The sequence below is a fragment of the Pedococcus sp. P2_F6 genome (assembly GCF_056403675.1).
Window position 1 is genome coordinate 603436 of sequence record NZ_JBFUEZ010000004.1, and the last position, 23310, is coordinate 626745.

Below are 23310 nucleotides of genomic sequence, written 5' to 3' on the forward strand. Positions count from 1 at the left end.
GACGGGTATGCCGGGCGAGGACCCTTGGTGCGGCCGCTGCGGCCGGGCGCGGGAGGAGGCGGACCACTCCGCCTGCGACCGTGCCCTCGCGCTGGAACCGCCCCGGTTCTGTGGTCAGTGCCGTCGACGGATGAAGGTGCAGGTCCTCCCTCGGGGCTGGTCCGCGCAGTGCGCGGTCCACGGAGAGACCCGCAGTGGTGGCTGACGGGATGGCCGACGGCACGGCTGGCGGGACGGCCGACCTCGACCGTCTGATGGCGTTCGACCGCGACCACGTCTGGCACCCCTACTCGTCGGCCGGCACGGCCTCCGCGCCGTACCTCGTGGAGTCGGCGTCGGGCGTGCGGCTGTCGTTGCGTATGCCGGACGGCTCGGGACTGGACGCCATCGACGCGATGTCGTCGTGGTGGTGTGCCATCCACGGCTACGCCGTGCCGCAGCTCGACGCGGCGGTGCGCGTCCAGCTCTCGCGGATGAGTCACGTGATGTTCGGCGGCCTGACCCATGCGCCCGCGGTCAGGTTGGCCGAGCGGCTGGTGGCCTTGACCCCGCCCGACCTGCAGCGAGTGTTCTTCGCGGACTCGGGCTCGGTGTCAGTGGAGGTGGCCATGAAGATGGCCCTCCAGTTCCACGTCGGCGCCGGCTCGCGGCGCACGCGCTTCTTCACGATCCGCGGTGGCTACCACGGTGACACCTTCTCCCCGATGTCGGTGACGGACCCGGTCGGAGGGATGCACTCCCTGTTCACCGGCATCCTCCCGGAGCACGTCTTCGCACCGGTCCCCCCGGCCGGTGTCGATGTGCCGGCAGACGACCCGGCGATGGTGGCGTGGGAGCGGGAGACCCGCAGCCGGTATGCCGCGCACGCGCACGAGGTCGCCGCCGTCATCCTGGAGCCACTGCTCCAGGGCGCCGGGGGAATGCGGTTCCACAGCCCCCACGTGGTGCAGGTCCTTGCCGAGCTGGCGCGCGAGCACGGGGCCCTGGTGATCCTCGACGAGATCGCCACCGGCTTCGGGCGCACGGGCACCCTCTTCGCGATGGAGCGGGCTGACGTCGTCCCGGACATCCTGTGCGTGGGCAAGGCTCTGACTGGCGGCTACGTGTCCCTGGCGGCCGTGCTGTGCACGGAGGCTGTGGCCGAGGGCGTGAGCAGCGAGCGGGCCGGAGGTGCGCTCATGCATGGCCCCACGTTCATGGCCAACCCGTTGGCCTGCTCGGTCGCGCTGGCCAGTCTGAACCTTTTGCAGGACAACGATTTCAGCACCCAGGTGCGCGGTCTCGAAACCGGACTCACCACAGGCCTCAAGCCGGCCGAGGACGTCGATGCCGTGGCCGAGGTGCGCGTCCTCGGCGGCGTCGGCGTGATCCAGCTGCGAGAGCCGGCCCGCGTCGCCGACCTCACGGCGGCCGCGTTGCACCGAGGGGTGTGGATCCGACCGTTCCGCGATCTTGTCTACGCGATGCCGCCCTACGTCACGACTCCCGAGGACCTGGGCACCATCTGCGACGCCATGGTGCAGGCCGTTGCCACGGTCCACGGCTGAGAGGATGACGTCGTGAGCACCTTCCTCGACTGGCTGGCCGACCGGTCCAACGAGCGTGACCGCAAGGGACTTCGCCGCGAGGTCAGGCCGTTCAAGTCCGGTGAGCTCGTCGATCTCGCTGGCAACGACTACCTGGGACTGCGCCAGCACCCGGCCGTGATCGCGGGTGCCGTCGCCGCCGCCGAGACCTACGGCGGTGGGGCCGGGGCGTCACGGCTGGTCACCGGCACGCTGGAGGTCCACGAAGAGCTGGAGCGCGCCCTGTGCCGCCTCACTGGGGCGCCCTCGGCCCTCGTGCTGTCGACGGGATACCACGCCAACCTCGCGGTGCTCACGTCGCTGTCGGACCCCGAGACCCTCATCGTCAGCGACGCCCACGCGCACGCCTCCCTCATCGACGGTGCCCGCCTCAGCCGAGGCGCCGTGGCCGTCAGCCGCCACAACGACCTCGCGCACGTGCGCGAGCTGCTCGCCGCCCGCAGGCAACCCCGGGCGATCGTCGTGGTGGAGTCCGTGTACTCGGTCCTCGGCGACGCCGCCCCACTTGGCCCTCTCGCGGATCTCGCCGAGGAGCTCGGGGCTGTGCTGGTCGTTGACGATGCCCACGGACTCGGCGTCGTGGGGGAGCACGGTCAGGGCGGAGCCGCCCAGGCCGGCCTCATGGCCCGCGAGCACGTCGTGGTGACGGTGACGTTGTCGAAATCGCTTGCAGCCCAAGGCGGGGCGGTGCTGGCCCACGATGCCGTGCGCGACCACCTCGTCAACACGGCACGGCCCTTCATCTACGACACGGGGCTCGCGCCGGCCGCCGCGGGCGCCGCGCTCGGAGCGCTCGACGTCCTGGCCCGCGACTCCGGTCTACCTGCCGCCGCACGGGCGAACTCCGCGCTGCTCGCCGCGGCCTGCGGGGTCGCCGCCCCTGCGGGAGCGGTCCTCTCGGTCACCATGCCGGGACCGGACGAAGCGGTCGCAGCGGTCGCCCACGCTGAGCAACGCGGCATACGCATCGGTTGTTTCCGTCCGCCCTCGACGCCGGACGGCAGCTCGAGGCTCCGGCTGACGGCTCACGCCGACCATGGTCCCGACGTCCTCGACCATGCCATCGAGGTGCTTCGTGCCCTGGTCTCCCATGACTGAGCCGATCTCGCCTGAGCCGATCGCGTCCGACCCGATCTCGCTGCCCAAGGTCGTGCTCGTCACGGGCACCAGCACGGGGGTCGGCAAGACCGTGGTGACGGCCGCCCTCGCCGTGATGCTACGCAGACGGGGCGCCGCGGTGGCAGTGGTGAAGCCCTTGCAGACGGGGGTGAGCGCCGACGAGGACGGCGACCTCCAGGTCGTGCAGGCACTCCTCGGCGACGACCCGGGTGTCACCCTCCACGAGTTCGTGCGCCTGCACGCGCCGCTGGCGCCGGACACGGCGGCCAGGCTGCAGGAGATCACGCTGCCCCCCGTCGCTGAGCACTCACGGTCGATCTCCGCCATCGCCAACGAGGTCGATGTCGTGCTCGTGGAGGGCGCCGGTGGCCTCCTCGTTCGCCTCGACAGTCGCGGAGGGACCCTGGCCGACCTGGGAACAGCGCTGCGCTACAAGGGAGTCAGCGCCGGCTACGTCCTCGTGGTGAGCCCTGGACTCGGCACCCTGAACCACACCGCCCTCACTGCCGAAGCCCTCGCCGCCCGAGACCTGCCGCTGCTGGGCCTCGTGGTGGGGTCCTACCCGGACGACCCAGACCTTGCCGAGCAGACGAACCTGTTCGACCTGCCGCGGGTTGCCGGCGCACCGGTCCTCGGGCGCCTGCCAGAGGGGGCCGGCGCGTTGACCAGCGACGAGTTCCGCGACCAGGCGCCGCATTGGCTGTTCAGGACCTAGGCGTCACGTCGTGAGCGGCTCCGACGAAACAGTCTCGTTCCGGCTCTGGCCGCCGGTCGCCATCGGCGCGCCCCTGCTCGTGGGGTGGCTGGCCACCGCGCTCTGGGGAGACCCGGTCGACCTCGGCGCGTGGCGGGTTCCCGTGGGCTGGGCCCTGCTGCTGTTCTTCGTCGTGTGGAACGGCTGGTCCCTCTGGCTGTTCGGCCGTCACGAGACTGGTCTGCTGCCGGGGCAGGCGACGCACGCAATGATCCAGGAGGGGCCGTACCGCCTGTCCCGCAACCCGTTGTACGTCGGCCTCCTCGCGTTGTACCTCGCGGTGGCGTTGCTGGTGCCCACTTTCTGGGCGCTCATGCTCTTCCCGGCCGCGGTGCTGCTAGTCCTGTGGGGTGCGATCCGCCCCGAGGAGCGCTTCCTGCGCCAGCGGTTCGGCGCCCCCTATGACGACTACACGCGGCGCGTGCGTCGCTGGCTCTGACCGGGGCAGCGGTCGTCACCGATTCCCTACGCCCGCAGCCGAGCAGGAGGTAGATTCACGAGGGACGGGCAGACAGTTCGTCTCGGGGAGGTCGTGGCGAATGTTCGCAGTCATCCTGTACACCTTGTTCGGCCTGGGGGCCGCTGCCTTCCTCGCGGTGCTGGTCCTCGGCGCCGTCAACCGGGTCCGGGGTCGTGACAACGGGGAGTGGCAGGACGAGCGCGTGGACGGCCAACCGCCGAACGTGCGTCCGGGGCCCGGCTGGGGCAACGGGGGATCCTGGAACTGACCGCTCACGGGTGCCGCAGTCCCCGGGACGGCTCGGGATCCGCTCAGGTGGCGTCGGTCGCGCGATAGACCTGGATGCAGGTCGGGCCGATCTCGACGGGACCCGGGGGGGTCGGTGGAGCCGGGGGGGCGGGCCGCTCGTCGGTCGAGTCCCACAACAGCTGGTATGCCGTGAGGCCGGGTACTTCGGGGAGCGTCACCTTCTCGGGGTCGCGGCCGCCGTGGAGCACCACGAGCACCGACGCGTGACCGACCCAGGCGCCGTTGAGCAGCATCTGCAGGGTGCGCGTGGAGGGGTCCTCCCACCGCCCGTTCTCCATCAGCTCGCCATCGGCTGCGAACCACGCCAGGTCGGTCGACCCGTCCTCGTGCACCTCGCGGCCGGTGAAGAAGGTGCGTTGGCGCAGCACGGGGTGGTCGGCACGCAGGCGGGTGAGGAACCGCGTGGTGGCGAGGAGGTCCTGCTGCCAGCCCTCCAGACGCCAGTCGAACCACGACGTCTCGTTGTCCTGGCAGTAGGGGTTGTTGTTGCCCCCCTGGCTGCGGCCGAACTCGTCGCCCGCGTTGAGCATGGGTACGCCGGTGGCGAGGAGCGTCGTTGCGAGCAGGTTGCGCGTCGAGCGGCGCCTGGCCTCCTCGACCTCCGGTTCGGCAGGGCCGGTCTCGGGTCCCTCGACTCCGTGGTTCCAGGACCGGTTGTTGTCGCTGCCGTCACGGTTCCCCTCGCCGTTGGGGCCGTTGTGCTTCGAGTTGTAGCGAGTCAGGTCCACCGTCGTGAAGCCGTCGTGTGCCGCCACGAAGTTCACCGACGCGACAGGTCCGCGGTCGCGGGAGCCGAACAGGTCCTGCGACCCGGCCATGCGGGTCGCGAGCTCGCGCACCCCGTGGCCCTGGTGGTGGCCCGCCGACTGTGCCTTGAGGTCGTCGAGCCAGAAGGTGCGCACCGAGTCGCGGAACCGGTCGTTCCACTCGGCGAACGGCGGCGGGAACTGGCCGGTCCGCCAGCCGTGGATGCCCACGTCCCAGGGTTCGGCGATCAGCTTGACGCGGGAGAGCACGGGGTCGGTGCGCAACGCGACGAGGAACGGGTGGTTGGGGTCGTAGTCGTCGTTCTGGCCGCGCCCCAGGGCCACCGCGAGGTCGAACCGGAAGCCGTCCACATGGCACTCGTTGGCCCAGTACCGCAGGGAGTCGAGGACCATCTTGCAGACCATCGCGTGCCGCAGGTCGAGGGTGTTGCCGCAGCCGGTGACGTCGATGTCCTGTCCGCGCTCGTCCAGCCGGTAGTAGGCGCGGTTGTCCAGCCCGCGCCACGACAGCGACGCCCCGGTGCGACCGGCCTGCTCGGCGGTGTGGTTGTAGACGACGTCGAGGATGACCTCGATCCCCTCGGAGTGCAGCAGCCGCACCATGCCCTTGAACTCGTCGAGGGCGCCCTGAGGGTCCGTGGCCGAGGCGTACATCGAGTGCGGGGCGAAGAAGCCCAGCGTGTTGTAGCCCCAGTAGTTCGTCAGCCCGCGCTGGACCACCTCGGGCTCGGACGCGAAGGCGTGCACGGGCAGCAGCTCGACCGCGGTCGCTCCCAGCGCCTTGAGGTGGGCGATGACGGAGGGGTGGCACAGGCCGGCATACGTGCCTCGCAGGTGCTCGGGCACCTCGGGGTGCTGCATGGTCAGGCTGCGCACGTGGGTCTCGTAGACCACGGTGTCGGCGAGCGGCGTGTGCGGCGGGGAGTCGTCGCCCCAGTCGAAGCCCTCGTCGATGACCACGCAGCGCGGCACCGACCCGGCGCTGTCCAGCGGGCTGAGGACCAGGTCGTCGCCCTTGAGCCGGTGGCCGACGCGGTGGGCGAACACCTCCGGCGTCCACGACACGTCACCCTCGATGGCGCGGGCGTAGGGGTCGAGGAGCACCTTGGCGGGGTTGTAGCGCAAGCCCTCGGCGGGCCGCCACGGTCCGTCGGCGCGCAGGCCGTAGCGCTGACCGGCCACGACGCCGGGGAGGAAGCCGAACCAGATGCCGTGGGTGCGCTCGGTGAGCGGCACGCGACGCTCCGTGGTGCCGTCCTGGTCGCCTGCGTCGAAGAGGCAGACCTCGACCGAGTCGGCGTGACCTGCATAGACGGCGAACTCCGCCCCGCCCTCGACGAGGGTCATGCCCAGGGTGGGAGGAAGGTCACGCGGGCGCGGGGCGTGCGACATGGCCCTCAGCCTAGGCAGTGGTTACGGTTGGGCACATGACGGACCTCATCCGGCCTTCCGCCTCGACCCTCCGAGCCTCGCTCGTCCCCCTGTCGTGTCCCCGGGAGGTCCTCGCATGACCGACCCCACCTCGCTGCCCAACTTCCCGCCCCCCGCCAACGAGCACCCGCTCCGCGGTCGGGTCCTGGACGCCCTCATCGACCAGGGACTGGCGCCCAACGTGGACAACGACGGCGACGTCGCCTTCAGCGTGCAGGAGCAGCAGCTGTTCGTGCGGTGCACCGAGGGCGACTTCCAGATCATGCGCGTCTTCGGCCAGTGGGCCATCAGCGACACCGTTCCCAGCGACCCGCTGACGCGTTTGGCCACCTGCAACGAGATCACCCTGCAGATGAACGTCGTCAAGGCCGGCCTCGCCAACGACACCCTGGTCGTGACCAGCGAGCACATCGTCGACCAGGCCAGCAACGTGCCCGCCCTCGTGAACGTCTCGATCCAGCTGGTCCTGGCCGGCGTGCAGATGTGGCACGAGCGGATCATGGGCGGCGGGGACGACTCCGGCCCCGGAGCCGGCCAGCCCGCTCCCGAGGGCGACCCGGCATGAGCGAGGGCACCTCCACCAGCGTCGTCTCCCTCGAGGTCGAGGGCGGCATCGCGACGATCAGGATCAACCGTCCGCCGATGAACGCGCTCAACGCAGAGGTGCAGACCGCCCTCTCGGCGGCGGCCGTCGAGGCCGGCCAGCGCCGCGACGTCTCCGGGGTGATCCTCTATGGCGGCGAGAAGGTCTTCGCTGCCGGCGCGGACATCAAGGAGATGCAGCGGATGTCCTACACGGACATGGCCGACCATTCCGGCTCACTCCAGGACTTCACCCGCACCATCGCCAGGATTCCCAAGCCGACGGTCGCCGCCATCACGGGCTACGCCCTCGGCGGCGGGTGCGAGGTGGCCCTCGCGTGCGACTTCCGTGTCGCTGCCAGGAACGCCAAGCTCGGCCAGCCCGAGATCCTGCTCGGCGTGATTCCCGGTGCCGGCGGCACCCAGCGGCTGGCTCGCCTCGTCGGGCCGGCCAAGGCCAAGGAGATCGTCTTCTCCGGCCGGTTCGTGTCCGCCGACGAGGCGCTCGCGATCGGGCTCGTCGACGAGGTCGTCGAGGCCGAGGACGTGTATGCCGCCGCGAAGGCGCGGCTGGCTCCGTACGTCGGAGGCCCCGCCTACGCGATCCGCGCGGCGAAGGAGGCGATCGACCGTGGCCTCGAGACCGACCTCGACACCGGGCTGGAGATCGAGCGGATGCTGTTCAGCTCGCTGTTCGCGACCAGGGACCGTGAGATCGGCATGAAGTCCTTCGTCGAGAACGGCCCCGGCAAGGCGAAGTTCGAGGGCGCCTGAGCGATGGCACCCCCGACCAGAGCGGCCACGGCCGAGCAGGTGGCCGCTGCCTACGCCGACAACAAGCTGGCCCAGGTGCTCTACCACGACTGGGAGGCGCAGACCTACGACGACAAGTGGTCGATCTCCTTCGACGAGCGCTGCATCGACTACGCCCGCGACCGGTTCGAGGCCATCACCGGCTCGCCCGACCCGCTGCCCTATGCCACGGCGCTCGAGCTCGGGGCGGGCACCGGATTCTTCTCGCTCAACCTCAAGCAGGCCGGGATCCTCGACGCCGTGCACGTGACCGACCTGTCGCCGGGGATGGTCGAGGCCGCACGGGCCAACGCCGAGATGCTGGGATTCTCCGTCGAGGGCAGGGTCGCGGACGCGGAGCGAATTCCCTACGACGACAACATGTTCGACATCGTCGTCGGCCACGCCGTGATCCACCACATTCCCGATGTCGAGGCGGCGTTCCGCGAGATCCTCCGGGTGCTGAAGCCCGGCGGGCGGTTCGTTGTCGCCGGCGAGCCGACCAGGGTGGGAGACAGGTACGCCCGAACGCTCGGAAGCCTCACGTGGCACGCGACCAAAGCCGTCACCCAGCTCTCACCCCTGCGTGAGAAGTGGGCCAAGGACCAGGAAGCCCTCGACGAGTCGTCCCGCGCAGCCGCCCTCGAGGCGGTCGTCGACCTGCACACGTTCGACCCGGACGAGCTAGCCCGGACGGCTCTGCGAGCGGGTGCCATCGGGGTGCGCACCCAGACCGAGGAGCTCACTGCGGCCTTTGCCGGCTGGCCGATCCGGACCTTCGAAGCGGCGGTGAAGCCCGGCGTGCTGGGATGGAGCTGGGCGATGTTCGCCTACGGCACCTGGAAACGGCTGTCGGCGGTCGACCGGGTCCTCGCCAAGGCCGTGCCCGCGCGGTTCTTCTACAACGTCGGTATCACCGGCGTGAAGCCCTGACCGCTCGATCTCGCAGCGACGTGCACCGATCCGGAATGAGCCACGAGACCTCGGCAGCCGACGCGGACATGTCGCCCTCCGACCACGGCGAGCGTTCCGAGCACGGGCCGTTCGGACTGCCCCGACCTCTCGCGTGGGCCCGCTGGGTGGGCTGGGCGATGGCCAACCGAGCCTTCACCCGCCATCACCTGCTGAGCTACCTGCGGATGGCGCGGGCGAGTGCCCGCTACCCCTCGCTGCGGTTCGAGGGGCCGTGCTTCATCGGTCCGGACGTCCGGTTCGAGGTGCGCGAGGGTTACGGCCGGCTGGTCGTGGGCGCCTACACGCACGTCGGGGCGCACGCCCGGTTGCGGGCGCACGAGGGCACCCTGCGGATCGGCCCCAAGTCGGTCATCGGCATCCGCAACACGATCAACTGCTGGATCGACATCTCCATCGGGCAGGCCTGCCTGTTCGGCGACGACGTCTACATCTGCGACTTCGACCACGTGACGACGTCGCTGGAGGTGCCGATCAAGGACCAGGGCATCGTCAAGACGCCGGTGCGCATCGGCGACGACGTGTGGCTCGGCACCAAGGTCGTCGTCACCCGGGGCGTCGACATCGGCGACCAGAGCGTGGTCGCGGCCTCCGCCGTCGCGCGCGGTGAGTACCCGGCGCGCTCGGTCGTCGCCGGCATACCGGGCAGGGTCGTCAAGACCCGCGAATGAGCAGCGGACACGCGCCCCGCCCAGGCGCGAGGCGCGCGTCCACAGAGCTCACCCGAGTGAGAGCACGCCCGTCACGACCCCCGTGCCGGTGCCCGACTCGAAGTCCTGGGCGCCGACGTCGACGCCGTGGCCGCTGAGCTTGTCGTAGCGCCCCGTGCCCCCCATCAGGCTCACCGGCCCGGTGTTGGTGAGTCCGGTCTCGCCGAACACGATGAAGACGTGCTTCTGCGCGTAGAACTCGCCGCTGCCGTCCGCACAGGTGTAGACCGTCCGGATCAGCAGCGCCGCCTTGGGCTTCACCGGGTTGCCGGCGAAGACCCGCACGTCGTCGGACAGGGTGCCTGACGCGCAGAGGCCTCCCGTCGCGGTAAAGGTGGGGTCACCCTCGACAGACGCGTCGATGGTCTCCGTGATGGTGAATGGCGTCGGCTCGGCAGCCGGGGCGGAGCCGACCCCGAGCCCGATGGTTGCGAGTGCCATGGCTGCCCCTGCAGCGGCCATGCGTTGCTGTTTCGACATGACCAGGCCTCTCGATGGACGTGGTGACCGGCGGGCGCCGGGCCTCCTCCATTGGATGGCATCGTGTGGGCCCTCGCATCGCGGGAACCACCTAGGACACACGGGGGAGGCGGCCCTCGCCCCGACGTGCTCGGGACTCACCCGAGGCGGGCGTCCAGTGCGGGGAAAGCGTTGTCCCGCAGACCTTGTCGCCTGGCCTCGTCGACCGCCTGGGCACGGCGGCCGTCCTCGACGAGCTGGGCCAGGATGTGGAAGTCGCGTCGGTGCTCGTCGGCACGACGCCGGGCGTAGTCGACGGACTGCCCTCGGGTGACGAGGAACGCCCAGTCGCTCGACAGCGCGTGCCACAGGGTCTGGAGCAGCTGGTCGAGGTCGGGGCGTCGCGTGCGCAACCGCCCTGCAGCGCGCTCGCGGCCGAGCACGTCGAGCCAGCGACGCTGCAGCCATTCGTTCTCGTGCGCGATCTGGCGCACGGCCGGGCCATCCCACACCGAGTAGTCCTTGCCGGCGCCCCACGAGCCGGGCGCGAGGTCGAGGTCGCCCGCGACGTGGCCACCGGCGAGGGCCTTCTCGAGCGTGGTCACAGTGATGCCGGCCCGCCGCAAGGCCCGGATCGTCTTGCCCAGGAACACCGGTCCCTCGTGCCACCAGTGCCCGAAGAGCTCGGTGTCGTATGCCGCGACGACCAGTCCCGGCTCGCCGCGCACCTCGTGCGCGTGCAGCAGCTGATCGCGGACGGCGTCGACGAAGTGCGCCACGTCATGGTCCAGCTGGTCGCGCGCCTCGTCGGGGTCGTAGGGCCGTTTGCGGTCGACGTCCACGTCGGGCTCGGTGATCGCCCACAACCTGATGCCGGTGAACTCCTCGCGCGCATGGAAGTCGCGGTAGACCGGTGAGGCCGGGTAGCCGCTGCGCGAGGACCAGATGAGGTTGGTGACCTCGAGGTTGCGGGGCATTGCCACGATGTCGGTCCCGGCCACCCGCCACGCGGCGTGGGGATGACCGCCGGAGTCGCGCACGGTCTGCTCGTCGACGACGAAGTGCCCGACGCCGGCGTCCGTGAACGGTTGCGCGAGGGCCGGGTGCCAGCCACATTCGGGTGACCAGATCCCGCGAGGCCGTTCGCCGAGCCGCCAGGCGCTGTCGGCCAGGCCCGCCTGCAGCGCGAGCGCCGCGAGCTCGGGCAGGAGCAGGGGGAGGAACGGGTGCGCACTCGGGCCGCCCAGCAGCTCCACCACTCCCTGGTCACGCAGGCCGCGCAGGACCGGCGACCCGCCCGCACGCCACCGTGACTCGAGCAGGCTCGCCGCGCCGGACGCCCCGGCATACTCCCGCTCCGCCGTCGACCGGCGGTGCGGGTCGACGTCGAAGCCCATCTCGCGGGCGCGCATGCCCCACAGTCCAGCCCACGTCGCGGCGTCACGGCGCATCCGTGGATCGTCGAGCTGGGCGGCGAGCACGGGGGTGACGCCGAGGGTCAGCACGTCGCGATGGCCCTCTGCCGCAAGGGAGTCCAGCTCTGCGACGAGAGGCACGTAGGACTCCACCCAGGCCTGGAACAGCCACTCCTCGCCCAGTGGCCAGACCCCATGGCCGGGAAGCCAGGGCAGGTGGGAGTGCAGGACGAGGCAGAACGCGCCCGGCACGGGGGGAGTCACAAGCCACCAGTCTGCCGCACCGGGCGGCGAGCCTGGCGGGTCAGGGCGGTGGCTGGACGAGGCGGGCGAGCTTCTTCGGGGCCATGAGGCAGTAGCTGTCGGCCATCAGCTCGGCCACCTCGTCCCAGTCGGTGTCGTCGTCGATCACCATGCCGATGACGTGCGGACTCCAGTCCGGCTTGTAGAAAGGCAGCCCCGAGTGGACCAGGGCCTCGAGCTCCTCTCCGGAGGAGCGGAACGTGATGACGTCGGCGGGACTGCCCAGCCGCGCGGCCAGCCCGAACACCGAGCCGCCGCGGGGGTCGACGTGGGCGAGGTGGGCGAAGGTGCGCTGACGGATCCGCCACCGCACGCCGATCCAGGCGTCCTGCTCGTGCACCTCGGGCAGGGCGAGACAGATCGCGGCGACCCGGGCCACCAGGGCAGGGTCGAGATCGACGTCGACGTCACCCACGGCCGTGACCCTAGTCCGGGCCACCGACAACCCCACTCGCTGACCGGACCGCCGGAAACCGTTTGCCTGAGCCCCGCGCCCGTGACACGGTTCGGGAATGCCTTCCAGACTCGTCGGGGTCGACTTCGACGCACACGACCCCGCAGCACTGGCGCAGTTCTGGGGCTCGCTGCTCGTGCGGCCGGTGGAGGAGTACGGCGGGGGCTTGTTCCTCGCGGCCGACGAGACCCAGGTCGGCCTGCGCTTCGTGTCGAGCACGTCGGTCAAGACCCTGCAGAACCGCATCCACCTGCACCTCACGAGCGTCGACGCCGACGACCAGCAGCGAATCGTCGACGAGGCACTCGGCCTCGGCGCCCACCACCTCGACGTCGGCCAGCTGCCCGAAGAGGGGCACGTGGTCCTGGCGGACCCTGAGGGCAACGAGCTCTGCGTCATCGCGCCGGACAGCTCGTTCCTCGCGGGCTGCGGTTTCCTCGGTGAGCTGGCCTGCGAAGGGTCCCGCGACGTTGGCGTGTTCTGGAGCCAGGTGCTCGGCTGGCCGTTGGTGTGGGACCAGGACGGGGAGACGGCCGTCCAGTCGCCCGTGGGAGGGACGAAGGTCGCCTGGGGAGGTCCGCCGCTGGCTCCCAAGCCCACGAGGAACCGCCAACGCCTGCTGCTGGCCACCACGGACGACCACGCGACGGAGGTGGCCCGCCTCCTCTCGCTCGGCGCCACGCGGGTGGACGACTGGGACCGGGTGGGCCGGGAGGGCGGCGGCACGACCTTGGCCGACCCCGACGGCAACGAGCTGCGCCTCCTCCCGTGATCGCCGCACCTGGCGGTCGGCCACAACCGGGGGCGCCGTTGCGCGTGCCCGCAGGGCCGGGGCTGCGCCACGGCCTGGTCATCGATGCCGGTGAGCTGGTCGAACGCTTCTCCCGCTCGTCCGGGCCCGGGGGACAGGGCGTCAACACCACGGACAGCCGGGTCGAGCTCGACTTCGACCCGGCGACGTCACGCGCTGTCGCCGCGCTGCCCGAGGCCACCCGCGAGCGCCTGCTCGCGCGGTTGGCGCCGAAGCTCGTCGGCGGCCGGCTGGTCGTCGTCGCGTCCGAACACCGATCCCAGCGCCAGAACCGTGTGGTCGCGCGGCAGCGCCTCGTCACCATGCTCCGGGAGGCGGCCGCGCCCGACCCGCCCACCCGTCGCCCCACCCGCCCGACCAAGGGTTCGCAGCGACGCCGGATCGAGAGCAAGAAGCGCAGGGGCCAGCTCAAGACCGGCCGCCGCACCGTCGACGACGGCTAGGGGATCATCAGCCGCACGATGCCGAAGAGGTCCAGGCAGTCCTCGTCAGACGCGCCGAAGACGAAGTCGTCCACGGTCACCGAGCCGACGATCTCGCGCAGTTCTCGGTCCCAGTCCTGGGGCGCCTGCTCCTGCTGGGCTGCCACGAGCGACCCGTACGCCGCTTCCCACCGGAGCAGGCGCTCGCCGTGGCCCAGACGCACCAGGGTCACCTCGGCCCCGGGCAGCCACCGATCCAGCTCGGCCACCAGCTCCTCGGCGTCGTACTCGCGGCAGTGGTAGAGGTTCGAGGGCTTGTCGCGCCGCCCGAGCCCAGGCGAGAAGGTCGGCCGGTTCGGCGTCGACAGCACCACCACCCCGCCCGGTCGCGTCACCCGGGCGAGCTCGCGCACGTAGTCGCCGGGCGTCCAGATGTGCTCGAGCACCTGGAGCGAGAAAGTCGCGTCCGCCGCGCCAGTCACCAGCGGCAGCGCCGTCAAAGCGGCCCGCATGTAGGACGCCCGCTCACCTCCGTGGGTCCGCGCAGCGTGGGCGGTCGTCGCCGCGTCGTAGTCCAGGCCGACCACGCGCACTCCGGGCCAGAACACGTCGAGGAGGCCCGCTGCATACCCCTCGCCACATCCGGCGTCCAGGACGACGGCAGGTGCGGTGTGCACCCAGCCGGGGGCGGCCGCATACCCCGCCTCGTGGCGACGAAACCAGTAGTTCTCGTGCCAGACATGCGGTGCGGTGCGCTCCCCAGTCAATGCGAGAACGTGGGGCTCGACCTGCGGATATCCCGATTCTGGGGCCACCTGAAAGCCTCTCTTCGGCACTGCACGTCGAGACGCCAAGATATCCCCACCGTGGTCGCTCAGCCACGGGCGGATGTGGTCAGAAGGAGCTATTGCGGGCGGATTCGGGGCGGCGAAGACTGCGAGATGCAGGGGTAGCAGCTACCACCTGGGAGGCCATCATGCTGCGACGATTTTCGCTTGTCCTTCTGACCGGATTCCTGGTCCTACTCGCCGGTCCCGCCTATGCGGCACCCATCACCGAGACGCACACCGCAAAGGGGGTCGTCGAGACGTTCGTGGACGTCGTCCCCACCTGCGAAGGTGGCGGACCGCTGTACACGATCACCACGACGTCCAACTCCATCGAGCACGTGACCGCCTTCGACGACGGCCGCTCACACGAGACGTTCACGCAGACGGGCACCTTCACTGCGACACCGCTGGAGGACCCGGCCCTGCCTAGCTACGCCGGCAAGTTCACGGTCTGGGGCGGCTTCAACGCGAACGGGTCAGTGGTCGAGGGGACGTTCACGTTCAGCGTGCGCGGAAAGGGCTCGGACGGCTCAACCTTCTCGAACCAGAACGTGGAGCACTTCAACCAGCGCCCCGACGGTACGGTCCACGAGTTCTTCCACTGCCACTGAATGGTGATCGAGGGTCTTGGCTGAGCCCGCGGTTCGGGGCTCAGCCAAGACCTTGACCGGGCCGTGTCGTATCCCGCGATGTCCCGCCTGAGGCTCCGGACCTCGGCGGCGAGGTCGGCCACGGTCAACTTCTGGTCGCTGGGTTTGGGCTGCGCCATGCTCGTGCACCGATGGTGTGGGCACCGTCACCCTCCCTCACGAGCCGTGCGTGGACTTGCGCGGTTTGCCTCGTGGTGAGCGTCACGCGGTGCTGGCGTGTCGATCGGGGGCGCGGGCTGTAAGGATGGCACCTGACCCATTTTTCGATACTCACTGTCGATACGCGATGTCGATCCCAGCGGTATCCATTCCAAGAAGGGGACGATCAGTTCATGAACATCGTCGTCTGCGTGAAGTACGTGCCGGATGCACAGTCCGACCGCACGTTCAACGACTCCGACAACACCACCGACCGAGTGGGCGTTGACGGTCTGCTGTCCGAGCTCGACGAGTACGCCGTCGAGGAGGCCCTCAAGCTCGTGGAGGCCGGCGAGGGAGAGGTGACCGTCGTCACCGTCGGCCCGGACCAGGCGGCCGACGCACTCAAGAAGGCCCTGCAGATGGGCGCCGACAAGGCCATCCACGTCAAGGACGACGCGATACACGGCTCCGACGCCGTGGCGACCTCGCTGGTCCTCGCGGAGGCGATCAAGAAGACCGGCACCCCCGACCTCGTCATCACCGGCATGGCGTCCACCGACGGCACCATGAGCGTCGTCCCGGCGATGCTCGCCGAGCGTCTCGGCCTGCCGCAGGCGACCTTCGCGTCCGAGCTGTCCGTCGACGGCTCGACGGTGACGATCCGCCGCGACGGTGACGCCGCCTCGGAGACGATCGTCGCGACGCTGCCTGCGCTCGTGTCGGTCACCGACCAGATCAACGAGCCGCGCTACCCCTCGTTCAAGGGGATCATGGCCGCGAAGAAGAAGCCGGTCGAGGAGTGGGCGTTGTCCGACCTCGGCATCGACGCCTCGCAGGTCGGCCTCGACGCCGCCTGGACCAAGGTCGAGTCGTTCACCAAGCGCCCCCCGCGCGAGCAGGGCCAGATCGTCACCGACGACGGCGACGGCGGCACCAAGCTCGCGGAGTTCCTGTCCGCGCAGAAGTTCATCTGAGCCGGCCAGCCTGAGCTCCCCAACAACGCCTAAGAGAGGAACCACTCATGGCTGAAGTACTCGTCCTGGTCGACCACGCGAACGGCACCGTTCGCAAGACCACCTCAGAACTGCTCACCATCGCCCGCCGCCTCGGCGAGCCCAGCGCCGTCTTCGTCGGCTCCGGGTTCGACGCTGCGAAGGCGACGTTGGCCAAGTACGGCGCGGAGAAGGTCTACCGCGTCGAGAACGCGGACGTCACCGACTACCTCGTGGCGCCCCAGGCCGAGCTGCTCGCGCAGCTCGTCGAGAAGACCTCCGCTGCCGCGGTCCTCATCCCGAGCAACTCCGCCGGCAAGGAGATCGCCGCCCGGCTGGCCATCAAGACCGACTCCGGCCTGATCACCGACGCCGTCGACGTGCAGGCCGGTGAGGGTGGCGGCGTGTCCACCACCCAGTCGGTCTTCGCTGGTTCCTACAGCGTGAAGTCGACCGTGACCAAGGGCACCCCGATCATCACGGTCAAGCCCAACTCGGCCGCTCCAGAGGAGGCTGCCGGCGCGGCCGCCGACGAGGCGTTCGAGCCGACCATCTCCGAGGCTGCCAAGGGCGCCAAGGTCACCGAGTCCAAGCCTAAGGAAGCCACCGGCCGCCCTGAGCTGACCGAGGCCGCGATCGTGGTCTCCGGTGGTCGCGGCACCGGCGGCGACTTCTCGCCGGTCGAGACCTTCGCGGACTCCCTCGGTGCCGCTGTCGGCGCCTCCCGCGCCGCCGTCGACGCCGGCTGGTACCCGCACACCTCGCAGGTCGGCCAGACCGGCAAGCAGGTCTCGCCGCAGCTCTACGTCGCGTGCGGCATCTCCGGCGCCATCCAGCACCGGGCGGGCATGCAGACGTCCAAGACGATCATCGCCATCAACAAGGACGAGGAAGCCCCGATCTTCGAGCTCGTCGACTTCGGAGTCGTGGGTGACCTGTTCACGGTCCTCCCGCAGGCCACCGAGGCCGTCAATGCTTCCAAGGGCTGAGGCTTCCAAGGGCTGAGGCCTCGAAGGGCTGACCACAGCACACTGAATCACCGAAGGCCCCCGACCACGCTGGTCGGGGGCCTTCGGGGTGTGCCGGCCACGCGGCATACCCCTGTGCACGGAGGCTTGGTATGCCGGCCACCCGGCACACCGAGAACGCCCCGGACCACAGGGGGTGGTCCGAGGCGTTCCCCCGGTCTGCGCCGTGCGCACGCAGGTACCGGACGAGGTTCCCGGGTCCCCCTCACRGGGCCCGGGAACCTCGCGACCTTCCGCTGGCTGCTAGCGGATGGCGTTGGCGGCAGCGACGACGTCGACCAGGCCGTGGCCCTTGTCGAAGCTCGTCGTGCCATTGGTGCCTGCCTCGTAGGGTGCACCGTTGGTGTACTTGTAGGCAGTCGACTCGATCGCGGCCTCGATCTGCGCCGGGGTGGCGTTCGGGTTGGCCTGGAAGAGCTGCGCGACGATGCCCGAGATGTGCGGGGTGGCCATCGAGGTGCCGCTGATGGTGTTGTAGTCGCCGCCGTCCTTCGGATCGAGCCCCGAGGAGCAGATCGGCAGGTAGACGCGACACGAGCTGGTGATGTCCTCACCCGGCGCCGAGATGTCCGGGTAGGTCGACTTGTCGCCGGCCTTGCCGCGGCTCGAGAAGTCCGAGACGGTGCCGTCGCGAGTGCCGGTGTTCTGGTCGAAGAACGAGGCCACCGACAGGATGCCGGGGGTCGGGTCCTTGCCGGGCGGGTTGGACAGGTCCTTCGACCCGTCGCCGCCGTCGTTGCCGTTGGCCCAGACCGAGACGACGCCCTCCTTGACCAGTGCACGCTGGATCTTGGCCGTGGCCGAGTTCGGGTCGAACGCGCCACCACCGCTGGGGCCGTAGGAGTTCGACGTCACCTTGATCGGCGGGCAGGTGCTGGCCGGGACGCCCGCGCCACACGGGGCGTTGTGGTTCTCGAGCACCCAGTTGAGGGCTGCGTCGGCGCCGATGATGAACAGCACGGCACCGGTGCTGATGCTGACCAGGCTCGAGCCCGGGGCGGCACCGTGCATCTTGGTGCCGTCTGACAGCGTGACGTCGCGACCCGCGACGATCCCGTTGACGTGCATGCCGTGCCCGCCACCTGACAGCAGGTCGGTGTTGGCCGAGCCGGCGTCGACGGGGGCGCAGGTGCTCTCGGTGAGCGGCTCACACACCATCTTGAGGTTCTTGACGACGGCGGAGGTGCCGTCGGGGTTCTTCAGGAACGGGTGCGTCGGGTCCACCCCGGAGTCGATCACCGCGACGGAGACCCCCTTGCCGTCGAGCGCGGTCCCGTTGGCGCCTGTGAGGGTGTTGCGGGCCTCGTCGCCGCGGGTGGCCTTGTTGGAGGTCGACAGCAGCATCTCGATGGGCTGGTTGCCCTCGACGTAGGTCACGCCGGGCTGTGACCGGACTGCCTGCACCTGGGCGGGGAGTCCCGTGGCCACGACGACGCCGATCTTGTCGAACGTCGTCACCTTGCGAAGGCCAACCGCCTGCACGGCCTGGGTGGCGGCCGCGGTGTCCGTGCCGTGCACGAGGACGGTGGTCGGGGTGGCGGCCTTGAGCACCCCCAGCTGGGAAGCCAGCCACGGTTGGACCGGAGCGAGGGCCTTGCCTGAGGACAGCAGGCCTGCCGAAGCGGGCGTGGCGAGGGCCATGGCGGCCAGGGCGGCCGTGGCGGCCGTCGCGACGACTGCCCGGGTTCTCTTCGCGGTGTGCATGTAGTTCCCTTCGTGAGACCAGCACCGGTGGTGGTCGGTATGCCGTGTCCAACGAGGGGAGGCGGGCGCGGTTACGCCCGGTAGGTAAAGGGACGGTCAGGAAAGCCGGGCCCCGTGCTACTGCGTCACGCTGATGCCACCGGGACGCCCTGCGAACTCCGCCTGGAGGCCCACCACGTGGTCCGGCGTGCCCTCGACGAGCACGGCGAACACGGTGTACGGCAGGACCACGAGGTTGGCGAGCGCCGGGACACCCACGCGCACTCCGCCGTCCACCGTGGGCCGGACGGACTTGATCCCCTGGGGAAGTACTCCCCACACCAGGGACCGGCCGTCCGCCAGGGCGATCGTGTCGTAGCCGAAGGCGGTCTCCGGGTCCGCGCCGGCGAGCTCGGTCTGCAGCCCCCCGGACCCCACGACGACGGCCCCTCGGTCGACGCTCACCGTCAGGGGGGCTCCCAGGCGAACCTCGCCCAGCGAGATGGTCAGCTCCACGGCCTTCCTCGGCGGCGTGGTCGTCGACGGCGGTCCGGTGACGGTCACGTCGTAAGGCGGCAGCAGGGAAGGGGCCTCACCGTCCAGGTCCAGCGCCAGACCCGCACCGCCCCCACCGTCGCCGAGGGCCCAGCTGGGCATGCCTGCGTTGGTCGTCAGCCAGCCCACGTCCCTGGCGATGGTGGTCACCGCCTGCGGCGCGGCAAACGAGATGACGTATGCCGTGAAGTCACCGGCATCCCGCGTCACCACGGTGTGCTCGGCCATGGAGGCGGCGAGGCTGGGCTGGTAGACGATGTCGTCGGCCTTGCCGCGGACGACCCCGACGAGGACGCGCTGCCCCGAGGTGCCGTCGACCTCCCGCCACGCCGCCCCGGTGCGGAGCAGGGCCGCGCTGAGGGGCGGGGCGCTGGCGCCGTCGCGGGTGACCTTGACGGTCATCACGCCACCGTCCACCCGCAGGGCATAGGAGCCCCCGGATGCCACGATGGTGGTCGCCCCGGAGAGCTCGGGGTTCGTCGGCTGCCAGACATAGCTGCCGGAAGTGATGCCGCTGGGGGTGCCGGCAGGTGGGGCGGTGCGTGCCTCACCGGACAGCTGGAGCGCAACTGCCACCACCAGGGCCGCGGCGACGGCCGCTGCAGCACCGGCCGCAAGCCACCGGGCGGTCCGGCGGCGCTGGCGTCGACGTCCTTCGGCGAGGACGTCCGCGAGGGAGACGTGCATGGCCGGGGCGGGGTCCGTGCGAAGGCGTTCGATGAGGTCGAGGTCACTGGACATGGGCTTCCCCCTTGTCGGAGATGAGGCTTCGCAGGCGCTCGAGCCCGCGGGAGGACGACGACTTCACGGTGCCGACGCTGACTCCCAGCAGCTCGGCGACGGCGCGCTCGGACAGGTCGGCGTAGTGGCGCAGCACGACGACCTCGCGCTCGCGAACGGGCAGCTCCTGGAGGGCCCGCACGAGGTCGAGCCGCGTGCCGGCGTCGTCGGTCGCCCTGCGCTCGTCGACGTCGTCCCGGACGTCTTCGACCAGCACGAGCCGGCGATCCTTGCGCCAGGTGCTGACCACGAGATTGCGCAGGATGCGGTGGCAGTAGGCCTCGGGTTCGTCGAGACGGACCCTTGGCCAGACCCCGAACAGCCGGACCAGTGACTCCTGGACGGCGTCCTCCGCGCGGTTCGGGTCACCGGTCAGGAGCCAGGCCGTCCGCAGGAGCCGGGGCATGACCCGCTCCGCGAACTGCCCGAACGCGGCCTCCTCGCTCTGCTGCACCCCGCCCCCTCCACCCGACAGTCCCGAGCCCTGACGGTAGTCCCGAACACGGCAGCGGCCGGGGCTCGTCGCCCGCTGACGTACCCAACGCCACACTCCGACCGAAGGTTGAGCGGTTGACGAGTAAACTTTCGACGGTGACCGCCTACCTCGACCATGCCGCCACCACGCCGATGCTCCCATCGGCCATCGCGGCGATGGCCGACCAGCTGGCCACCACCGGCAACGCGTCCTCGCTGCACACCTCCGGCCGGATGGCTCGCAGGGTCGTCGAGGAGTCGCGCGAGCGGCTGGCCAAGGCGCTCGGCGCACGACCGTCCGAGGTGGTCTTCACGTCCGGGGGCACCGAGTCCGACAACCTGGCCGTGGCCGGCACGTTCGAGGCGAGGCGGGAGGCAGACCCGGGCCGGGTGCGCATCGTCTGCAGCGCGATCGAGCACCACGCCGTCCTCGACTGCGTCGAGCACCTGGTCGCCCAGGAGGGGGCCAAGGTGACGTGGGTCGAGCCCGACGCGCTCGGCTTCATCACGACCGACGCTGTGCGCGCCGCGATCGAGGAGGACCCCGACTCGGTGGCCCTGGTCACCGTCATGTGGGCCAACAACGAGGTCGGCACCGTGCAGCCCGTGGCAGCGCTCGCGGCCCTCGCCCATGAGTTCGGGGTGCCGTTCCACACCGACGCGGTGCAGGCCGCAGGCCACCTCCCCGTGGACTTCGCCGAGTCGGGAGCCGACCTGATGACGGTCACCGCCCACAAGGTCGGTGGGCCGGTGGGAGTCGGCGCGCTGCTCGTGCGCCGCGATGCAGTGGTCGTGCCCCAGACCTTTGGTGGGGGACAGGAGCGGCAGATCCGCAGCGGGACCCTCGACGTCCCCGGGATCCGCTCCTTCGCTGTGGCCATGGAGGAGTCCGTCGCCAGCATCTCGATGGAGGCACCTCGGCTGATGGCGTTGCGGGACAGGCTGATCCGTTCGGCGATGGATCTCGGCTACGACATCAGGGCGACGGGCGCGTGGGAGGCCGGCGACGGCATACACCGGCTGCCCGGCAACGCGCACCTGCTCGTTCCCGGCTGCGAGGGCGACTCCCTCCTCTACCTCCTCGACGCCGTCGGCGTCGAGTGCTCGACCGGTTCGGCCTGCCAGGCAGGTGTGCCGCAGCCGTCGCACGTTCTGCTGGCCATGGGGATCCCCGAGGAGTCCGCGCGGGGTGCGCTGCGCCTGACGTTCGGCCACACCTCGACCGACGCCGACGTCGACGCGGTGCTTGCCGCCCTGCCCGCGGCGATCGAGCGTGCCCGGCGGGCCAGCGGATGGACCGACTGATGCGGGTCGTCGCCGCCATGTCCGGCGGGGTGGACTCCGCCGTCGCCGCCGGACGGATGCTCGACGCGGGGCACGAGGTCGTCGGCGTGCACCTCGCCCTGTCGCAGAGTGCTGCGACGCTGCGCGAGTCGGCCCGTGGCTGCTGCACGATCGAGGACGCCGGGGATGCCCGCCGCGTCGCCGACATGCTCGGGATCCCCTTCTACGTCTGGGACATGGCCGAGCAGTTCAAGCGCGACGTCATGGAGGACTTCGTCGCGGAGTACTCCGCCGGACGCACCCCCAACCCCTGCCTGCGCTGCAACGAGAAGATCAAGTTCTCCGCGCTGCTCGACAAGGCGGTCGCGCTGGGCTTCGACGCGGTGGCGACCGGCCACTACGCCCAGGTCGTCGAGCGCGACGACGGCGGCCGAGAGCTGCACCGTGCCGTCGACATGGCCAAGGACCAGTCCTACGTGCTGGGGGTGCTCGACGCCGACCAGCTGGATCGGGCGTTCTTTCCCTTGGGTGACACGGCGAAGCCGGAGATCCGCGCCGAGGCCAAGGAGCGCGGCTTCTACGTCGCCAGCAAGCCCGACTCGCACGACATCTGCTTCATCGCCGACGGCGACACCCGCGGCTGGCTCACGTCTCGGTTGGGGGAGCAGCCCGGCGAGATCGTCGACGCCGAGTCGGGCGAGGTGGTGGGCGCGCACCAGGGCGCCTATGCCTACACCGTCGGTCAGCGACGGGGGCTGGGTCTCGATCGGTCGGTCATGGACGGTGACCCGCGCTACGTCGTGTCGGTGGACGCGGCGGCCAACCGCGTCATGATCGGCACGTCAGACCTGTTGGGGGTCAACGCGATTCGTGGTGACCACGCCCGGTGGTGCGGTCCGCCGCCGGAGGGCGTCGTCGAGGTGGGCGCCCAGGTGCGCGCACACGGCGAGGAAGTGCCCGCGCAGGCCTGGGCATCCGGCGACGACGTGGAGGTGCGGCTCGCTGGTCGGCTCCGCGGCGTCGCGCCGGGCCAGTCAGTGGTCCTCTACGAAGGAACGCGCGTGGTCGGCTCGGCGACGATCGCGTCCGCCTGGCTCGAGCGCTGACTCGTATGGTGCGCGGCGGGATCCAGGACGGGTCACCGCTGGCGCGGGTGCGGTCGCTGTGTCTCGCGCTCCCGGAGACGGAGCAACGGGAGTCGCACGGTGAGCCCTGCTGGTTCGCCGGTGGGAGGAAGGCTTTCGTGATGGCGGCGCAGGAGCACCACGACGACCGCACGGCGATCTGGACGGCTGCACCGGAAGGGGTGCAGTCCGCACTGGTCGCAGCCGAGCCGCGTCGTTACTTCCGGCCGCCGTATGTGGGTCATCGGGGGTGGGTCGGGGTCTATCTCGACGTGGACGACATCGACTGGTCGCACGTCGAGGAGATCATCGAGGACGCTTGGCGCTGCGTTGCACCGAAGCGGCTGATCACGCACCACGACGCGATCTAGGTCCGGGCGCGTCGCTCCCGAGGGTGCCTGCGCACTCCATGACCCGGGAGCG

At 70.5% G+C, this 23310-nt stretch carries 26 protein-coding genes; 18 read left to right on the plus strand and 8 right to left on the minus strand.

Features of this window, described 5'->3' with window-relative positions; all coding sequences use genetic code 11:
• Positions 1-7 precede the first annotated feature (7 nt).
• From bsaP to AC1DWP_RS14215, 6 genes are all read left to right on the plus strand, one after another.
• Entirely contained in the window at positions 8-205 is a 198-nt protein-coding gene (gene bsaP / locus AC1DWP_RS14190) for a biotin synthase auxiliary protein BsaP (protein ID WP_477615119.1), read from the plus strand.
• Positions 198-1547, plus strand: a complete 1350-nt coding sequence (locus AC1DWP_RS14195) for an adenosylmethionine--8-amino-7-oxononanoate transaminase (RefSeq protein WP_477615120.1) — start codon at positions 198-200, stop codon at positions 1545-1547. The genes bsaP and AC1DWP_RS14195 overlap by 8 nt, the downstream gene beginning before the upstream one ends.
• Positions 1548-1559: 12 nt before the next feature.
• On the plus strand, positions 1560-2684 hold the full coding sequence (locus AC1DWP_RS14200; RefSeq protein ID WP_477615121.1) for an 8-amino-7-oxononanoate synthase: 1125 nt from the start codon (positions 1560-1562) through the stop codon (positions 2682-2684).
• On the plus strand, positions 2677-3420 hold the full coding sequence (bioD, locus tag AC1DWP_RS14205) for a dethiobiotin synthase (protein ID WP_477615122.1): 744 nt from the start codon (positions 2677-2679) through the stop codon (positions 3418-3420). Before AC1DWP_RS14200 ends, bioD begins: the two co-directional genes overlap by 8 nt.
• A gap of 10 nt (positions 3421-3430) precedes the next feature.
• Positions 3431-3898, plus strand: a complete 468-nt coding sequence (locus AC1DWP_RS14210) for a methyltransferase family protein (protein WP_477615123.1) — start codon at positions 3431-3433, stop codon at positions 3896-3898.
• A 100-nt stretch (positions 3899-3998) separates the two neighbouring features.
• On the plus strand, positions 3999-4187 hold the full coding sequence (locus AC1DWP_RS14215; protein ID WP_477615124.1) for a hypothetical protein: 189 nt from the start codon (positions 3999-4001) through the stop codon (positions 4185-4187).
• Positions 4188-4230: 43 nt separating this feature from the next.
• Here the strand turns inward: AC1DWP_RS14215 and glgX are convergent, their stop codons facing one another.
• Positions 4231-6387, minus strand: a complete 2157-nt coding sequence (gene glgX / locus AC1DWP_RS14220; RefSeq protein ID WP_477615125.1) for a glycogen debranching protein GlgX — start codon at positions 6385-6387, stop codon at positions 4231-4233.
• A gap of 115 nt (positions 6388-6502) precedes the next feature.
• Here glgX and AC1DWP_RS14225 point away from each other — a divergent pair, with 115 nt between their 5' ends.
• Genes AC1DWP_RS14225 through AC1DWP_RS14240 form a run of 4 tightly spaced genes read left to right on the plus strand, consistent with a single transcriptional unit; the run spans position 6503 to position 9443 of the window.
• The gene (locus AC1DWP_RS14225; RefSeq protein ID WP_477615126.1) at positions 6503-6991 is read left to right on the plus strand and encodes a T3SS (YopN, CesT) and YbjN peptide-binding chaperone 1; all 489 of its coding nucleotides are present in this window, start codon (positions 6503-6505) and stop codon (positions 6989-6991) included.
• Positions 6988-7782, plus strand: a complete 795-nt coding sequence (locus AC1DWP_RS14230; RefSeq protein ID WP_477615127.1) for an enoyl-CoA hydratase/isomerase family protein — start codon at positions 6988-6990, stop codon at positions 7780-7782. The genes AC1DWP_RS14225 and AC1DWP_RS14230 overlap by 4 nt, the downstream gene beginning before the upstream one ends.
• Positions 7783-7785: 3 nt before the next feature.
• Positions 7786-8733 (plus strand): class I SAM-dependent methyltransferase, encoded by a 948-nt coding sequence (locus tag AC1DWP_RS14235; RefSeq protein ID WP_477615128.1) that lies wholly within the window; start codon positions 7786-7788, stop codon positions 8731-8733.
• Between the two features lie 35 nt (positions 8734-8768).
• Positions 8769-9443, plus strand: coding sequence for an acyltransferase (locus tag AC1DWP_RS14240; protein WP_477615129.1), 675 nt, complete (start codon positions 8769-8771; stop codon positions 9441-9443).
• 48 nt (positions 9444-9491) lie between these two features.
• On the opposite strand, the gene AC1DWP_RS14245 is transcribed toward AC1DWP_RS14240, so the two are convergent.
• The 3 genes from AC1DWP_RS14245 to AC1DWP_RS14255 all read right to left on the minus strand — a co-directional run bounded on the left by AC1DWP_RS14245 (position 9492) and on the right by AC1DWP_RS14255 (position 12074).
• Positions 9492-9923, minus strand: coding sequence for a hypothetical protein (locus tag AC1DWP_RS14245; protein WP_477615130.1), 432 nt, complete (start codon positions 9921-9923; stop codon positions 9492-9494).
• A gap of 176 nt (positions 9924-10099) precedes the next feature.
• Entirely contained in the window at positions 10100-11620 is a 1521-nt protein-coding gene (locus AC1DWP_RS14250) for a 1,4-alpha-glucan branching protein domain-containing protein (RefSeq protein WP_477615131.1), read from the minus strand.
• 40 nt (positions 11621-11660) lie between these two features.
• Positions 11661-12074 carry an MmcQ/YjbR family DNA-binding protein gene (locus AC1DWP_RS14255; RefSeq protein WP_477615132.1) on the minus strand — a complete coding sequence of 138 codons (414 nt, stop codon included), beginning with the start codon at positions 12072-12074 and terminating at the stop codon, positions 11661-11663.
• Positions 12075-12171: 97 nt separating this feature from the next.
• On the opposite strand from AC1DWP_RS14255, the gene AC1DWP_RS14260 reads away from it, so the two are divergent.
• Positions 12172-12885 (plus strand): VOC family protein, encoded by a 714-nt coding sequence (locus tag AC1DWP_RS14260; RefSeq protein WP_477615133.1) that lies wholly within the window; start codon positions 12172-12174, stop codon positions 12883-12885.
• Positions 12882-13367 (plus strand): alternative ribosome rescue aminoacyl-tRNA hydrolase ArfB, encoded by a 486-nt coding sequence (arfB, locus tag AC1DWP_RS14265; RefSeq protein WP_477615134.1) that lies wholly within the window; start codon positions 12882-12884, stop codon positions 13365-13367. Before AC1DWP_RS14260 ends, arfB begins: the two co-directional genes overlap by 4 nt.
• Here the strand turns inward: arfB and AC1DWP_RS14270 are convergent.
• Positions 13364-14113 carry a class I SAM-dependent methyltransferase gene (locus tag AC1DWP_RS14270; protein ID WP_477615135.1) on the minus strand — a complete coding sequence of 250 codons (750 nt, stop codon included), beginning with the start codon at positions 14111-14113 and terminating at the stop codon, positions 13364-13366. The genes arfB and AC1DWP_RS14270 overlap by 4 nt on opposite strands.
• Before the next feature lie 209 nt (positions 14114-14322).
• On the opposite strand from AC1DWP_RS14270, the gene AC1DWP_RS14275 reads away from it, so the two are divergent.
• From AC1DWP_RS14275 to AC1DWP_RS14285, 3 genes are all read left to right on the plus strand, one after another.
• The gene (locus tag AC1DWP_RS14275) at positions 14323-14787 is read left to right on the plus strand and encodes a hypothetical protein (RefSeq protein ID WP_477615136.1); all 465 of its coding nucleotides are present in this window, start codon (positions 14323-14325) and stop codon (positions 14785-14787) included.
• Positions 14788-15158: 371 nt separating this feature from the next.
• Positions 15159-15941: an electron transfer flavoprotein subunit beta/FixA family protein gene (locus AC1DWP_RS14280; protein ID WP_477615137.1), complete on the plus strand. Its 783-nt coding sequence runs from the start codon at positions 15159-15161 to the stop codon at positions 15939-15941.
• Between the two features lie 47 nt (positions 15942-15988).
• Entirely contained in the window at positions 15989-16948 is a 960-nt protein-coding gene (locus tag AC1DWP_RS14285) for an electron transfer flavoprotein subunit alpha/FixB family protein (protein ID WP_477615138.1), read from the plus strand.
• Positions 16949-17230: 282 nt separating this feature from the next.
• Here AC1DWP_RS14285 and AC1DWP_RS14290 read toward each other — a convergent pair whose 3' ends face one another.
• The 3 genes from AC1DWP_RS14290 to AC1DWP_RS14300 all read right to left on the minus strand — a co-directional run bounded on the left by AC1DWP_RS14290 (position 17231) and on the right by AC1DWP_RS14300 (position 20459).
• Complete coding sequence (locus tag AC1DWP_RS14290; RefSeq protein WP_477615139.1) at positions 17231-18691, minus strand: S8 family peptidase; 1461 nt, start codon at positions 18689-18691, stop codon at positions 17231-17233.
• Positions 18692-18808: 117 nt separating this feature from the next.
• Complete coding sequence (locus tag AC1DWP_RS14295; protein ID WP_477615140.1) at positions 18809-19966, minus strand: hypothetical protein; 1158 nt, start codon at positions 19964-19966, stop codon at positions 18809-18811.
• Entirely contained in the window at positions 19956-20459 is a 504-nt protein-coding gene (locus AC1DWP_RS14300; RefSeq protein WP_477615141.1) for a SigE family RNA polymerase sigma factor, read from the minus strand. The genes AC1DWP_RS14295 and AC1DWP_RS14300 overlap by 11 nt, the downstream gene beginning before the upstream one ends.
• A gap of 137 nt (positions 20460-20596) precedes the next feature.
• Between AC1DWP_RS14300 and AC1DWP_RS14305 the strand changes: the two genes are divergently transcribed.
• From AC1DWP_RS14305 to AC1DWP_RS14315, 3 genes are read left to right on the plus strand one after another with little or no spacing between them, the layout of a single operon-like run.
• Entirely contained in the window at positions 20597-21784 is a 1188-nt protein-coding gene (locus AC1DWP_RS14305; protein ID WP_477615142.1) for a cysteine desulfurase family protein, read from the plus strand.
• A complete protein-coding gene (gene mnmA, locus AC1DWP_RS14310) occupies positions 21784-22869 on the plus strand; it encodes a tRNA 2-thiouridine(34) synthase MnmA (RefSeq protein WP_477615143.1) in 1086 nt (361 codons plus the stop codon). Before AC1DWP_RS14305 ends, mnmA begins: the two co-directional genes overlap by 1 nt.
• 5 nt (positions 22870-22874) lie before the next feature.
• The gene (locus AC1DWP_RS14315) at positions 22875-23258 is read left to right on the plus strand and encodes an MmcQ/YjbR family DNA-binding protein (RefSeq protein ID WP_477615144.1); all 384 of its coding nucleotides are present in this window, start codon (positions 22875-22877) and stop codon (positions 23256-23258) included.
• Positions 23259-23310: the final 52 nt, after the last annotated feature.